The organism is Paenibacillus chitinolyticus (assembly GCF_045038035.1).
GTDB lineage: Bacteria > Bacillota > Bacilli > Paenibacillales > NBRC-103111 > Paenibacillus_F > Paenibacillus_F chitinolyticus_A.
Genome location: NZ_CP173427.1, coordinates 2301080 through 2315291, shown reverse-complemented (window position 1 = coordinate 2315291; position 14212 = coordinate 2301080). Strand labels below are relative to the sequence as shown.

10 protein-coding genes are annotated in these 14212 nt (G+C 54.9%); 5 read left to right on the top strand and 5 right to left on the bottom strand.

Going from position 1 to position 14212, the window contains the following annotated elements; translation table 11 throughout:
• Nucleotides 1–128 precede the first annotated feature (128 nt).
• Entirely contained in the window at nucleotides 129–2753 is a 2625-nt protein-coding gene (locus ACI48J_RS10640; protein ID WP_405082707.1) for a PAS domain S-box protein, read from the top strand.
• A gap of 86 nt (nucleotides 2754–2839) precedes the next feature.
• Here the strand turns inward: ACI48J_RS10640 and ACI48J_RS10635 are convergent, their stop codons facing one another.
• Nucleotides 2840–3541: a PIG-L deacetylase family protein gene (locus tag ACI48J_RS10635; RefSeq protein WP_405082706.1), complete on the bottom strand. Its 702-nt coding sequence runs from the start codon at nucleotides 3539–3541 to the stop codon at nucleotides 2840–2842.
• Between the two features lie 40 nt (nucleotides 3542–3581).
• Nucleotides 3582–3857 (bottom strand): Fe-S cluster assembly protein HesB, encoded by a 276-nt coding sequence (locus ACI48J_RS10630; protein WP_326052992.1) that lies wholly within the window; start codon nucleotides 3855–3857, stop codon nucleotides 3582–3584.
• Between the two features lie 206 nt (nucleotides 3858–4063).
• Here ACI48J_RS10630 and ACI48J_RS10625 point away from each other — a divergent pair, with 206 nt between their 5' ends.
• Complete coding sequence (locus ACI48J_RS10625) at nucleotides 4064–4237, top strand: hypothetical protein (RefSeq protein WP_405082705.1); 174 nt, start codon at nucleotides 4064–4066, stop codon at nucleotides 4235–4237.
• Between the two features lie 82 nt (nucleotides 4238–4319).
• Here the strand turns inward: ACI48J_RS10625 and ACI48J_RS10620 are convergent, their stop codons facing one another.
• Nucleotides 4320–5549, bottom strand: a complete 1230-nt coding sequence (locus ACI48J_RS10620; RefSeq protein ID WP_326052988.1) for an aminopeptidase — start codon at nucleotides 5547–5549, stop codon at nucleotides 4320–4322.
• A 341-nt stretch (nucleotides 5550–5890) separates the two neighbouring features.
• On the opposite strand from ACI48J_RS10620, the gene ACI48J_RS10615 reads away from it, so the two are divergent.
• The 3 genes from ACI48J_RS10615 to ACI48J_RS10605 all read left to right on the top strand — a co-directional run bounded on the left by ACI48J_RS10615 (nucleotide 5891) and on the right by ACI48J_RS10605 (nucleotide 9374).
• Complete coding sequence (locus tag ACI48J_RS10615) at nucleotides 5891–7345, top strand: SulP family inorganic anion transporter (protein ID WP_405082704.1); 1455 nt, start codon at nucleotides 5891–5893, stop codon at nucleotides 7343–7345.
• 259 nt (nucleotides 7346–7604) lie between these two features.
• Nucleotides 7605–8594: a YpdA family putative bacillithiol disulfide reductase gene (locus ACI48J_RS10610; protein ID WP_405082703.1), complete on the top strand. Its 990-nt coding sequence runs from the start codon at nucleotides 7605–7607 to the stop codon at nucleotides 8592–8594.
• A 57-nt stretch (nucleotides 8595–8651) separates the two neighbouring features.
• Nucleotides 8652–9374 (top strand): DUF6483 family protein, encoded by a 723-nt coding sequence (locus ACI48J_RS10605; protein ID WP_326052983.1) that lies wholly within the window; start codon nucleotides 8652–8654, stop codon nucleotides 9372–9374.
• 313 nt (nucleotides 9375–9687) lie between these two features.
• Here the strand turns inward: ACI48J_RS10605 and ACI48J_RS10600 are convergent, their stop codons facing one another.
• The gene (locus ACI48J_RS10600) at nucleotides 9688–12345 is read right to left on the bottom strand and encodes an endo-beta-N-acetylglucosaminidase (RefSeq protein ID WP_405082702.1); all 2658 of its coding nucleotides are present in this window, start codon (nucleotides 12343–12345) and stop codon (nucleotides 9688–9690) included.
• A gap of 318 nt (nucleotides 12346–12663) precedes the next feature.
• Nucleotides 12664–14157 carry an ABC transporter substrate-binding protein gene (locus tag ACI48J_RS10595; protein WP_405082701.1) on the bottom strand — a complete coding sequence of 498 codons (1494 nt, stop codon included), beginning with the start codon at nucleotides 14155–14157 and terminating at the stop codon, nucleotides 12664–12666.
• Nucleotides 14158–14212 lie beyond the last annotated feature (55 nt).

Here is a 14212-nt window from a genome sequence, read left to right as displayed (position 1 = left end):
GAACAACCGGAAGGCTGTTCATCTTTTTTGTTGAAATTTGTCTGTTTCATTCGTTAAAATTCGGGTATATAACCCCAATGGATTAATTTTGAATCTTCAAATTCAGTCTCAAGGAGATGGTGACTTACATGACCAGCCCGCAAATTAATCCTCAGTCCCTAGCGGACCACTTATTTGCCCATACGACAGACGGCCTTGCCTTGTATTCCCCGGACGGCGTGTGGATGAAAGTAAACGATCCCTGGTGCCGCCTTTGCGGCTATTCTCCGGAGGAGCTCGCCCGCATGGCTTTAAAAGACCTTGTGCACCCGGACGATTGGAAGGATGTACGGCCGGAAGCACCCGCACCGGACAGTAACGTACAAAAAGTTCGCTTCTTTCATAAATTCAAGCGCGAAATCCCCGTCCTGCTTACAATAAGCCGTCTGGCCGGGAATTCGCCCGAAACAACCGATTGTTACGTCCTACAGGCGTCCGAGCTCTCGCCTGTCCAGGAAGACGTACGGACCTGGAAAAGAATCAAGCAGCAGTACCGGCTGATGTCCGAGCATTCCCGGGATCTCATCTATTATACGGCTCCGGACGGGACGATTTTGGACTGCGCGCCTTCCACCCGGCGGATACTGGGATATTCTCCGGACGAGCTCATCGGGATCACAGAGGATGTGCTTTACTCCTTCCCCCCCAGTTTACAAACGCAGCAGTCCGCTTCCGCCGTAAATGAAGAATATACGCGGCAAGTCAAATTGCTTCACAAAGACGGCCGCCACATCTGGTTCGATTTAACCGTGAAGACAATACTCGGCGACAACGGCGAGGAACTTTCTCTGAAAATCGGCCAAGAAATTTCGGACCGCAAAAAGAACGAACAATTCATAGCGGAAGCTCAGCGCATCGCCCTGATGGGAAGCTGGGAATGGGACATTTCAAGCAACGAGATGCTTTTCTCGGACCAGTTCTTCCTGGTGTCGGGAATTGATCCGGAAAGCACCGCTGTTCACGGCATCCTGAGCCTGGTCAGCGAAGACCTCCACTCTGCTTTTAAAGAAGAGCTGGATAAAGCCTTGGTGAACAAGGAGCTCAGTTTCGAGTACCGGAGCCGGAAGGAAGGCGGCGCAGACAAATATCTGCATATCCGCGGTCTTGTTACGTACTCGGACCAGGGAATTCCCCTTAAAATCAACGGCACGATTCAAGATATTACGGACCGCAAGCTGGTTGAACGCAAGCTTCAGGAAACGGTTGAACGCTATACATCCCTGAAAAAATACAACCACGACGCCGTTTTTTCGCTGGATCTGGAAGGAAAAATCCTGAACACCAATCTGATGGCCCAGGAAATGACGGGTTATGCGGTTCACGAGATGATCGGCGCCTGCTTCACGGAGCTGCTCGGAACGGAGGAGATTATGGATATCCTCGAGGCTTCCTTAAAAGACAATTCCGCAGAGAAACGCATCGACAAAATTACGGATAAGTACGGCAACACCGTGGAAGTGCTGACAACGATCGCCCCCATCATCATCAGTGAAGTGAACGTCGGGTATTACATTATCGCCAAAGATATCCGGGAACAGAAAAAACTGATGATCGAGAAGGAAAGCGCAGAAGCCACGAACAAAGCAAAGGGCGAGTTTCTTGCCATGATGAGCCATGAAATCCGCACTCCCATGAATGCGGTGATCGGCATGACGGATCTTCTGCTTGAAACGACCTCCCTCAGCTCGGAGCAGAGAGAATACTTGAATATCATCCGCAAAAGCGGCGACACGCTGCTCGTCATCATCAACGATATTCTGGACTTCTCCAAAATCGAGTCGGGCGTAACCGAGCTGATCGAGGAACCGTTCGATATCCGCACCTGCATCCTGGAGTCCGTCGATCTTCTGACGCCCAAAGCGATAGAAAAAAATCTCGAGATGACCTGCGCCATGAGCCAGAATATGCCGTCTATTCTTCTTGGCGACGCCAAACGGTTAAAGCAGGTGCTCATTAACCTGATCGGGAACGCCGTGAAATTCACGAATACGGGAAACATCACGGTTTCCGTCAAAAAGCAGGCTCATTCGCAGGGAACCGTCGAGCTGTTGTTCCAGGTTAAAGACACGGGAATCGGAATTCCGAAGGAAAAAGCCGACAAGCTGTTCCAGCCTTTCTATCAGCTGGATAATTTCATGACGCGCGAAACGGAGGGAACCGGGCTCGGACTCGCCATCTGCAAGAAGCTGGTCCAGCTAATGGGAGGCGATATCTGGGTAGAGCAGCCGGAAGAACCCGGCGCTCATTTCCTTTTCACCGTCGTTCTGAAAGAAACGGTGCGGGAGGCTTTGCCGCTTCCTAAAGACAAGACGGCGTCAGAGAAAGCTTACGACCACTCCCTCAAAATCCTCGTAGCGGAAGACAACCGGATCAATCAGCTCGTGCTCGTCAAAATGCTTACCAACCAGGGCCATACCGTGCGCGTGGTGGACAACGGCAGCGAGGTCGTCGAAGCGGCACTGACCGAACGGTACGATCTCGTGTTTATGGATGTGCACATGCCGGAAATAAACGGACTGGATGCGGCGCGGATGATTAAGGAAGCGCTCAGGCCCGAAGAATACCCGATCATCGTGGCCGTTACGGCAAACGCTCTCAAAGGCGACCGGGAAAAATGTCTCGCGGCCGGCATGGACGACTATATCAGCAAGCCGATATTCAGCCGGACCGTCAACGAAACGATCCAGAAGTTTTTCTCCTTCCAGCAGGCGTAACACCGGCATGGCGCAATTTACACACAAAAGCTCCGTTACAGGCTGCATGCAGCAGCTTGTACGGAGCTTTTGTGCGTATCTTTTCACTAAATCAGATCATCCAGTACCGATTCTTCTTTGCGGACCGGGTTCTTCTCGCCGCGCAGCCAGACGAGCCCGAAGTTTTCATAAGGAAAATCTTTGCTCTCCGGGAGCGCTTCGGTTCGGCCGAACGCTTTCTCCACGGAAAACCGCTGCGACCGGTGCGCCAGAAGCGCCTGGGCTTTGACCTTCCAGTAGGGCGCGGTTTCGAGCCTGAGCACGGAAGGCGCATCCGCCTTTACGCCCGCAAAGGGCAGGTTGTAATAATATTTCTGAACATGAGGACAACGTCCGCCGAGAACGGCTTCGTTTACCGCATGATGGACGGCGATGTGATCCGGGTGGCCGCTGATTCCGTCTTCCGGGAATGTGACGACGACGGACGCTTCCGTTTCGTTCAGGAATTCGGCCACCGCATCCGCCAGCGCCGGCCTGTCCATCCCGGCCAGCTTGCCGTCCGGCAGCCCGAGATGCTTCACGGCCGATACGCCCAGCAGATCGCAGGCGGTCTGCAGCTCGATTTCCCGCGCGGCGGCTAACTGCTCCGGGGTCATGGGACCGAGCGGTCCCGGTCTCCCCGCATCTCCGCGCGTAGCGCAGAGCAGCACGCTGCGTATTCCCCGATCCGCCAGAGAGCGGATCAGACAGGCGCTCGCGAACGATTCGTCGTCCGGATGCGCGTATATAAAAGCAACTACAGGGGCCATGGGTACCCGTCTCCTTCCGGTCTTTAACTCAAAGCCGTTATCACAGCCGTTTTAAAACAATTTCTTCGGCAATGCCGTCTATGTGGAGATCTTTGCCTTCCAGATACCAGACGTCTTTTTCTTCCATAAAAAAGGTGACGCCGCCCGCCTCGGCCGTCACGGCCGGATAATGCGGAGCATCTTTAATGATCCCGAATGAAAAGGCATCCTCGCCCCCGCCGCTGTATCGCACAAAAATGCGCACATGATCCCCGCCGCCAAACCCCCAATCTTTCCTGAAAAGATTCGATGCGGCTTCCGTGATCTTAATTTGCATACTCAGGCCCCTCCTTCTGTTGACTCTCTGAATCCCGTGTTCGTGATGAGTCCGGCTATGTAAACGGTCCCGTTCCGGACCCGGTTTCGGTCCGCCTTCCTCCTTATTATAAACCGTACGAGCCCGTGCCGCGCAAGTGTCTGTTGTTTTCCCCGGCTTTAGGACGGGTATGTATAGGTAACCCACACGTTTAGGAGGGAATGGACATGGAACAGCCCAAAGGACAAGAAGTGCGCAACGAGAAAAATCCCGACCGCAATTCTCCCGAGCAGGAGCATAAGGTGGACCGCAAGCAGGACATCGAGCCTCAGGCGGAGGAATGGAACACACGCAACAAGATCAGCGGCACTCATCAGGACGAGAACAGCCGCAATCTGTAAGAGCGGGACCCTATACGGCAGGAAAAGTAAAAAAGGCGCCGGGACTAAAAAGTTCCCGGCGCTCTTTGCATGAAATAACTCCTTAGACCCAGTTGCCTTTGCGGAAGATCGGCTCGATTGTCCCGTCCGCGAGTTCCCCGTCGATGTCGAGATCGGCGGAGCCGACCATAAAGTCGACGTGCGTCAGGCTCACGTTGGCTCCTCTCGCCAGAAGTTCCTCCTGGCTCATCTTGGTCCCGTTCTCCAGGGTGAACGGATAGGCGCTTCCGACGGCAAAGTGGCAGGAGGCATTCTCGTCGATACCGGTGTTGTAGAAGATCCGGTTCAGGTTCGAAATCGGCGAATCGTGCGGCACCAGCGCCACTTCCCCGAGACGTTTCGCCCCCTCGTCGGTATCGAACAGGGATTTGAGATGCTCCTGTCCGACTTCGGCGGAGTAATCCACCACGACTCCATCCTTGAACGTGAGTTGGAACTTATCGACTAGACGGCCGCCCAGATTCAGCGGCATCGTGCTCGATACCGTACCGTTGACTCCGTCGCGTTTCGGCATGGTGAACACTTCTTCGGTCGGCATGTTGGCGACGAAATAATCGCCCTGCTCGTTTTCTCCCCCGCCGCCGAGCCACAAGTGGCCTTCGGGGAGCTCCACCGACAGGTCCGTTCCCGGCGCTTTATAGTGCAGACGGCGGTACTTCTTGGCGGTCAGCCGATCATGCGTCTCCGACAATTGCGCAATGTGCTCCTTCCAGGCGGCAACCGGATCGTCTTTATCGACGCGGTTCATTTTAAAGATCGTTTCCCACATGACGGAAACGCGTTCGTCCTCGGGCAGGTCCGCGAAAACTTTATCCGCCCACGCTTTAGTCGGTGCTTTGACGAGACACCAGCTGAATTTATGGTTGCGGACATAACCCTGGAAGCGTTGTCTTGCGATCGAGGCCGCTTTGCCTGCACGTGAAATCTTGCCCGTATCGATGCCTTTGAACAGCTCCGGATCGGGTACCTTGATGTTCAGCAGGGCTCCGTTGCCTTCGGCAAGCTGTTCCATCATTCTCGCCGTCCACTCCGGATAGAAATCAAATGACTCGTCAGGCGCGGATTCGTACCGGATGCGTGTCGTCTGCTCGTCGCTCCAGTTCACCTCGACGAATTTGGCTCCCGCTTCATAAGCTTTTCTTACGACGTGACGCGTAAACTCCACACTTTCGATCGGCGATTCAATGTACAAAATCTGTCCCGGTTGAATGTTAACGCCTACTTTTACGACCAGTTCGGCATATTTCTCCAGCTGTTTCTGGAATGATGTCATGATTGACAACCCCCTATGTAAATGATTACTGACGCACCCTTTTACTCTACTCCTCCGTCTCCAAAAAAGAAAGTCCGCTCCATTTGCGTAAAGTCTTCTTGAATTTCTCCGCTTTCCGCCGTCTTGCGTACAACTCTCTTATAAGAAGCCCTTATTTTTAAGAAAAAGTGAGAAAACAATAGAAAACTCGTTATTAAAGCGCTATCATCGGCTTTTCAAGAAATGAATCGCTTCCCTCTCTTCGTTATAATGTCTTTTAGTGATCAACGGCCCCGACTTTCCTGAGAGTGGAAAGTCACCCTATTCATGAGCTGAACCTATACCAGAGGAGGATTATCAACTTGCTTAGACAACTGAATAGAACCTGGTTTTCCAATCCGCGCAGCGACATTTTGTCCGGGATTACGGTAGCGCTGGCGCTCATTCCGGAAGCGATCGCTTTCTCGATTATCGCCGGGGTCGATCCCATGGTCGGCCTCTACGCCTCGTTTACGATGGCGCTCGTCATTTCTTTCTTCGGCGGCAGACCGGGCATGATTTCGGCGGCCACGGGAGCGATGGCGCTCGTGATGGCTCCGCTTGTCAAAGAATACGGCCTGGAATACTTGTTCGCCGCCACGGTTCTGACCGGAATCCTTCAATATATTCTCGGTCTGCTTAAGCTCGGCAAACTGGTCCGCTTCGTGCCCCAATCGGTTATGACCGGGTTCGTGAACGCATTGGCGATTCTTATTTTCACGGCGCAGCTCACCCATTTTGCCGGTCAAAGCTGGGTCATGTACGCGCTCGTCGGCGTAACGCTTGCCATCATTTACATTCTGCCGAGATTCACGAAGGCCGTTCCGTCCGCGCTTGCTGCAATCATCCTGATTTCCATCATCACCATTTCTTTCGGCATTGGGGTCAATACGGTCGGCGATATGGGCCGGATCACAAGCTCGCTGCCTTTGTTCCATCTGCCGCAAGTTCTGTTTACGTGGGATACCTTCAAAATTATTTTCCCGTATTCCCTATCTCTTGCTTTCGTCGGCATTCTCGAATCGCTGCTCACAGCTACGATCCTAGATGAAATGACCGACACGCCAAGCGATAAAAACCGCGAAGTCCGCGGTCAGGGCGCCGCCAATATCGTGACCGGCTTCTTCGGCGGAATGGCGGGCTGCGCCATGATCGGACAATCCGTTATCAACATCAAGTCGGGCGGACGGACCCGTTTGTCCACGCTGGTTGCCGGTCTGTTCCTGCTGTTCCTGATCCTCGTTCTCGGTCCCGTCGTCGAGAAAATCCCGATGGCGGCTCTCGTCGGCGTGATGATCATGGTCTCCATCGGTACGTTCGATTGGAAGTCCATCCCCCAGCTGGCGAAAATTCCGCTGTCCGATACGCTCGTTATGATCGTCACGGTAGCGATTGTCGTCGCCACTCACGACTTGTCCAAGGGCGTGTTCGCTGGCGTTCTGATCAGCGCCGTCGTTTTCGCCTGGAAAATGGCCAAAATCCGTGCGACATCCAAGGTTAGTGCGGACGGAACCAAGATTTACACGGTTTCCGGCCAGATGTTTTTCGGCACGATGACGCATTTCATCGAGCAGTTCGACTACATGAACGATCCGGAGCGGATCACGATTGATTTTTCCCATTCCCACATTTGGGACCATTCGGCCGTCACGGCTATTTCCAAAGTGATGCTGAAATACGATCTTCTTCATAAAAAAGTGTCTATCACGGGACTCAACGAAGAGAGCCGCCGGATCGTAGAGCGGGTCGGCCTTGCGGCCCCGGGCGGACACGGCTAAAAGAAGCATATTCCGGTAAGAACCGTCCCTGTCATGTACAGGGGCGCGTTCCCCGCCGGGACGTGCTTTTTCTTTTTGCCCGCTGACGGCTCTTGCCCACTAAGCGGTAAAGAACCACGGGGCAAGCATCAGGCCGGCAGGTTGTGTTTTTATCTCCGATTGCGTTACTATGGAATAAAAACCGTCGCTGCTTACTGTCAGACACAAGTAGGAATATTTACGCCTGTCTTCATCCGTGACGGAAGGAGGCCACCATCTTATGGAAGAAGTCATCATTGTCGGAGCCGGCCCTTGCGGAATCTCGGCTGCCGTCGAATTGAAGAAAGCGGGTATCCCCGCGCTCGTGATCGAGAAGCACTGTATCGTGAATTCCATTTATTTGTACCCGACCCATCTCCAGTTTTTCAGCACGCCGGACCTGCTGGAAATCGGCGATATTCCTTTTACGACGCCGAGCGACAAACCCAGCCGCCAGGAAGCTCTTTTTTATTACCGGAACGTTGCCCGGCATTACGATTTGAACATCCGGAGCTACGAAGAAGTCACTTCCATCCGTAAGAAGGACGGCCATTTTGTCGTTACGTCCGTGAACCGCGGCGGGCGGCAAATCGTAACCGAAGCGAAGCATGCGGTGATTTCAACCGGCTATTTCGATACGCCGAACCTGCTCGGAATCCCCGGGGAAGACCTTCCGAAAGTCACCCATTATTACCGGGAGGCCCACCCTTATACGAATATGAAAGTCGTCATTATCGGCGGCAACAATTCGGCTATCGATGCGGCTCTTGATCTGATGCGCGTCGGCGCGGAAGTTACGGTCGTGTACCGGCAGGAGCAGATGTCCCCGTCCATCAAGCCCTGGGTGAGACCGATTTTCGAGAGCATGGTCGCCAAGGGCCATATCCGCATGCTTTACTCTTCCCGTGTCGTCCGGATCGACGATCTGACGGTAACGGTCGACACGAACGGAACGCAAACCGTGCTCGATAACGATTTCGTCCTGGCGCTCACCGGCTTCCGGCCCGACCGGACTTTGATGATCGAATCGGGCGTAGAGCTGCAGGGCGAGCATCTGAAGCCGCTTTATAACCCGGAGACGATGGAGTCCAACGTGCCGGGTCTGTATGTCGCCGGCGTTATCGCCTCGGGCCACAACGCCAACGAGATTTTCATCGAGACGGGCCGCAAACATGGCGTGGCCATCGCGCAGCATATCGCCTCGAAGAGGCAAAACGCTTCATCCAGCTAAATCAACCCGGCTGCCGCTGCCTGGCAGCATGCGCCGCCGCGATAAGGAGGAACCCGCTTGTTCGAACGGAAGGATTACTTATTGACGATGATCACGCAGATGACCGAAGCGATTGCAACCCGCATCCTCAAGCTGCGCAAAGAGAAGAAGCATGCGGAAGCTCTGGCCGAGCTCGGCGAACTGTACGGCCGGATGCAGCTTCCGCCGTCCAAGCTGCTCGGCTCCGTGCCGGAGGAGGACGCCCTCCGCATGATGATGACGGGAGCCTCGCTGAGCGGCGAAAAGCTTCTGGCGGCCGGCAAGCTGCTCCGCGAGGAAGCGGACATTTACGAAGAAATGTCCGGGGATCGCGAGGCGTACCAGCGCAGGGTCAATGCGCTGTACTTTTATTTGACGGCGGCAGAGCTGGGCGCGGAATCGGACGACGTGTCCCTTCACGCGGAGATCGCCTACTTGAACCACCGGCTGAAAGCGTACCGCCAGCCCGTAACTGTCCTGTACAAGCTCATGGAGTACTGCACCGCTGCCGGAAGCTATGACGAAGCGGAAAACCTCCTCTACGAGCTGAAAGGCAGAGAGTCCTCGGGAGACGGAGAGCTTCCCGAGTGGGGCCTTGCCTTCTATAGGCGGTTGCTCGCTTGCAGCGACGAGAAGCTGCAAGCGGGCAAGCTTCCCCGCGACGAAGTCGAAGCGGGCCTCCGCGAGTGGCAGGCCGCCTGGCCCCGGCTGTCGGCCGGAGGGACAGGCGCCGCCGCCGAAGGGGCGGAGAGCGCGGGTTGACCGCGGAGCGAGCGGGTTGCGCCGGGACGTCCGGTGCATAAAGCGGCGGACCCGAGAACGCCCGATCGTCCTGCCGATTGACCGCGTACCGGCGAATTAACCGTTCCGGAGCGGAAATACCGGGCAGCGCTAATCGTTTCCGTGCGTTTTGATTGAAATGGTTTCATCTCATCTTGTTCGCCCCCCCTGCTATCTCCTATATACAAAAAGGTACCCGTACGCTAAACACTTTTTTGGAAGTGTTCCGTGTACGGGTACCTTTTTACTTACCTCAATTTCTTCCGCACGCTTTGCAAATCCGTTAAACTCCGGCTTACTGGAGTCCGCGCACCTCAAATTCGTAAATCCGGGCCGCCGTATCTCCGCCTTGGCTCGCTTTAACGATGTTCAGCTTCACATAGCGAGCTTTCACCAGCGCAACAGCGTCGTTCGTCTCGCCCGCCCGGTTTCCTTTTACTTCCAGAACGTCCGTCCACGCAACGCCGTCCGCACTCACCTGCACGGTATAGTCGCTCGTGTTGAAGCCTGACCATTCGCCGCCGGCTTCGGCATGCTTCAGCACGAATCCGCTGATTGTCTTCTCCGCTCCCAGGTCTACTGTAAGCCAGTGAGGCAGATTGCCCAAGGCGCACCATTTGCTGTTGCCCGTGACTTTGCCGTCCACCGCGTTAGCGGCTCCTTCGGCAGGACCGCAGGCGTTGTCCGCTTTAGCGGTTTTGCCCAGCGCCAGGTTTACCGCCGCGCCCGCGTCTTTGCGGACGGTAATAAGCGCTTGCTTGGTCACGGAATCTTGACCGGCGCTGTTTTTGGCCGTGAGCGTCACGCTGTAGGCGCCCTCTTCGGCAAATGTGACAACCGGCTGCTTGTCCGTACTTGTGGAAGGGCTCGCGCCATCTATCGTCCACAGCCATTCTTCGGCGACCTCCGTCGACTGGTCGATCAGCGTTACCGGCTCACCGGGAGCGACTAGCGTTTTGTCTGTTTTAAAACGGGCCGCCGGCTTCGGATAAGCCGGCCACTTGATCGCCGCCGTTGCCGCCTGCCCTGCCCGGTACTGTCCGTTGACCGCAACCACCTTAAGCACGGTCGTGTCTTCTTTATTGCTTCTTTTCATCTCGGAGACATAATAAACGTGGTTGGGAGTAGCTCCCAGGAACTCCTCTTTACCGTCCGGAAGCACGCGATAAATTTCGTACTGCTTCACGTCTTGGTCCAGAGCCTTCCACTCCAGGCGGGCATCACCGTAGATGCCGTCTCGGAAGTCGGAACCGGTGATCTTGAGGTCCTTGACGGCCGGCAGAGGCGCCTGCTTCTCCTCTTTCACGCTGCCGACCGAAAGCTTGCCGACGTTGATCGCGTAGGCCGGGATCGTTTCTTTCGAGTCGAACACGAGCGAAATCGACGAAATGCGTTTTCCTTTATAAGGCGTCAAATTAAACGTTTCGGTCGTCCAGCCCGGCTGAACATTATCCTTTACGTCCAGATAAACGGCCTCATCCTTCGGATCGGCAAAAGTCAGGGCCACTTTCATGCTCGGCTTAGACGAAGTTTTATACGTAACCGACAGTTTAGTGGCCGGTTCGATAGCCAGGTCCGTCCGGTACAGCTTAAGCGTCGTGGCATTGGCCGGACTCAGCACCCCCTCCACCTTAAGAGAGCTGCCGCCGTAATAGGCGTCCGACCAGTCGAGGCTCGGTTTAAGCGCGGTTCCCTTACTCTCCGCCATCCAGCGCCAGGTCGGCAAAATATCCTGCAGGCTCCGGTTGTTCCAGCCTTTGTCGCGTACGAGTTTGCCGTCCGTATAGTACTGCTGACCGCTTCCCGTGTTGAAATGCGTCACGAACGGCAGCCGGTTGACCGGAGATTGTTCGGTCACGTAATTGGCCATGCCCTTCCAGGCTTGATTCGTATCCGTGCGGGAAGGATCGCCGTTCTGGCCGACCCAGAATTTATTCTCCCTGGCGAAAAAGTCCTTCATGTTCTCCGCGCTGTTAAACGCCCAGTCGGGCCGGTAGATGCCCAGCGAAGTCGCCGCCGGTTTGCCTTTCGGGAACAGCATGTCCCACTGGATGCCGGTGTCGTAGCCTTTGGCCTCGACGTCGATGCCCGCAAACAGCTCGTACGGGCTCCGGCCCAGGCTTTTCGCTTTGGCGGCCGAACCCGCCAGATCTCTCCACCAGAAGTTAAGGAACATGCTGTCCGAGACTTTCTGCTGTTTGTCCTGCAGGAACATCTCGTTCTTGTCGTTCAGCGCGTTCTGCCAGCTTATCGCACCGTCTTTGGTCATGGAGTCGTACCACATGATCTGCATGGACGGGGATTTGCGGGCCTCCAGATATGTCAGGAACTCCTTCATTTTCTGGGCATCCGCCGGAGTGCCGCCCTCGGTTTCCTGGTTGATGAACCAGCCGTCGAAGCCGTATGTTTTCGCCACCTCGATCAGCTTGTCGGCTACCGGGAACGAGCCGTCCGGTTTCTGCTGAAGCGTCTGCTTCACCCAGTCGTATTTGCCCCCGTACACGCTCGGTGGGAAAAAGACGGTGCCCATGATCGGTACGCCGTTCTTATGGGCGGCGTCTATCGCGTCGGCGCTTGGAGGCACGATGATGCCTTCACCCGCCGAGCCTCCCCAATAGACCAGCTTGTCGACATACTGCCAATACCCGAACGTGTTGGCTGCGAATTTGTCCGAGCCCTGTGAAGGAACGCCGCTCGTCCCCGCGTTGAGGGCCGAAAGCGCCACGATTTTGGGCTCCTTGGACGCGTTCGCATTCACCTTGTCGCCCGTAAAACGCTCCTGCAGCGGGATCGAGCCGCGGTTGAATTTCGCGTCGGGATCGGCCCCGGGGCTCCATTTCAGCAGCTGCTCCGGATACCAGTACGAGGAATGAGGCTGCGCTGCGGATGCGGATAACCCCATCGCCGCGAACGCCGTGACGGATACAGCCAGACTAACGCCAATCTTTTTCATTTGTGACCTCCTATGTAAGTTGAGACTTGTACGCTCGGCAGGGCGGCAATCGCGCCTAGAGATTGAGGCGCCGGACCGACTCTCCCTGCCGGTTGAGAATTTCGAATAATTTCCCTCCCGTTTGCCGACGGCTTGGTAATGATTACGCTTTCATTATAACAACCGGACAAATTCCGTTCCTAGTGGACGAATTAAAGGTTGCATGTACATATTAAATACGTTTGGCGGAAATTTCCTTCACGTCCTCGCTGTGTTCGGAATTCATGTAAAAAAGCGGCCGCACGTCCGGCCGCTTCTTCCTATAAGGAGAACGTACGCTTACTTCTTCTCCGCTTTCCATTTGTCGAATTGCTTTTGAGCTTCGGCTATGACTTTATCAAGCCCGGCTGCTTTCATTTTTTCCATCGCTTTCGGCAAGTACTCGTTCGGATCTACCGACCCTGTCATAATAGCCGGGTAAAACTCGCGGGCGATGGCGGAAATGGACGCCACTTCGGTTTTGACCGGATCGACGTCGAAGTTGAATCCGAACGTCGGCGAGACTTTCGCCGAATCGTTAAACTTCTTGAACGCCTCCCACTTGTCGGCCGGTTCTTCTTTGTGCAGGTACGTCAGGTACATGTTTCCGAGCGCGAAGCCCGGCATCTGGAAGCCGTCCTTCATCGCAGGCAGGTCTTCAATGACATTTTCGGACACTTTCTTATAGTGCGTGCCTTCGATTCCGAAGCTGAACAGGTTGCGCAAATATTTGTCCGTGTTGAGCAGGTTCAGGAACATCATGGCGCGCTCCGGATTTTTGGAGTTTGCCGAGATCGCGTGCATCGCGCCGGAAGCCGAGCCGGTGAACACGACCGGATCCTGCATCGGAGTCGATACGATGTCGTAGCCTGCGCTCCGGGACCAGCCCAGATCCGCGTACGGCTGCGTAATTTCGCGGTCCACGAACCATTTGCCCGTCTTGATATTGTCGATGCCGTCAAGCGTGGCGACATCTTTGCGCAGGTATCCCGCCTGGTAGTATTTGCGGATCGTTTCCAGAGAAGCTTTCAGCTCGGGGGTCTCCAAAATATTGACGAATTTGAAGTCCGAAGCGTTGTCCTGGATTTTCATTCCGACCGGGAATTCGTCTCCGAGAATAAAGTCGTACGGAATATACGGCTTGAATCCTTTCGGTACGGCAAGCGGAGTAATGTCTTCCGGTTCGCCTTCTTTAATCTGCTTCAGGTACGGCTCCAGGTCTTGAAGGGTGCGTACTTGGGTCATATCGATCTTGTATTTGTCCACGTATTTCTTGTTGAAGCGCCATACCCACTGCTCGCCGAGCTCCTTGTTGACCGGAACGGCGTAGTTCTTTCCGTCGATTTTGGTTCCTTCGAGGAAACGGGGGTCCAGCTCTTCCTTGATTCCCTTGCCGTATTTATCGAGCAGGTCGTTCAGCGGCATAAACGCGCCCTTCGCCGCATTCGTGCGGTACTCGAACGCCCACGAAGACGTAAAGGCGATGTCGAAGTTTTCTCCGGAAGCGGAAAGCACCTGCATCCGTTTGGAGTAATCGCCCCAGTCGATCAATGTGATATCGAGCGTCGCGTTAATCTTTTCCTTCACATATTTATTGATCTCTTCCTGGACTTTAGGCAAATCCCGCTGCGGACCGCCGATCAGGTACACTTTCAATTTCACTTCCTTCTCGGTCGAATCGCCGGCCCCCTGCTTGCTGTCTCCGCCCTCGCTCTTGCTTCCGCAGCCTGCGAGCACAGAACCGAATGCCAGCATCAGTACGAGCATGAACACAAGCGCTTTTTTTCCCGACATGCTTTGTTCCCCCTTACAATCTCATAATGATAACGCTTTCTTTATTGGTGTTACC

What these genes read in the sequence shown, in the direction of transcription:
- ACI48J_RS10640 (WP_405082707.1), top strand. Translation starts at nt 129, where the DNA reads ATGACCAGCCCGCAAATTAATCCTCAGTCCCTAGCGGACCACTTATTT.
- ACI48J_RS10635 (WP_405082706.1), bottom strand. Translation starts at nt 3,541, where the DNA reads ATGGCCCCTGTAGTTGCTTTTATATACGCGCATCCGGACGACGAATCG.
- ACI48J_RS10630 (WP_326052992.1), bottom strand. Translation starts at nt 3,857, where the DNA reads ATGCAAATTAAGATCACGGAAGCCGCATCGAATCTTTTCAGGAAAGAT.
- ACI48J_RS10625 (WP_405082705.1), top strand. Translation starts at nt 4,064, where the DNA reads ATGGAACAGCCCAAAGGACAAGAAGTGCGCAACGAGAAAAATCCCGAC.
- ACI48J_RS10620 (WP_326052988.1), bottom strand. Translation starts at nt 5,549, where the DNA reads ATGACATCATTCCAGAAACAGCTGGAGAAATATGCCGAACTGGTCGTA.
- ACI48J_RS10610 (WP_405082703.1), top strand. Translation starts at nt 7,605, where the DNA reads ATGGAAGAAGTCATCATTGTCGGAGCCGGCCCTTGCGGAATCTCGGCT.
- ACI48J_RS10600 (WP_405082702.1), bottom strand. Translation starts at nt 12,345, where the DNA reads ATGAAAAAGATTGGCGTTAGTCTGGCTGTATCCGTCACGGCGTTCGCG.
- ACI48J_RS10595 (WP_405082701.1), bottom strand. Translation starts at nt 14,157, where the DNA reads ATGTCGGGAAAAAAAGCGCTTGTGTTCATGCTCGTACTGATGCTGGCA.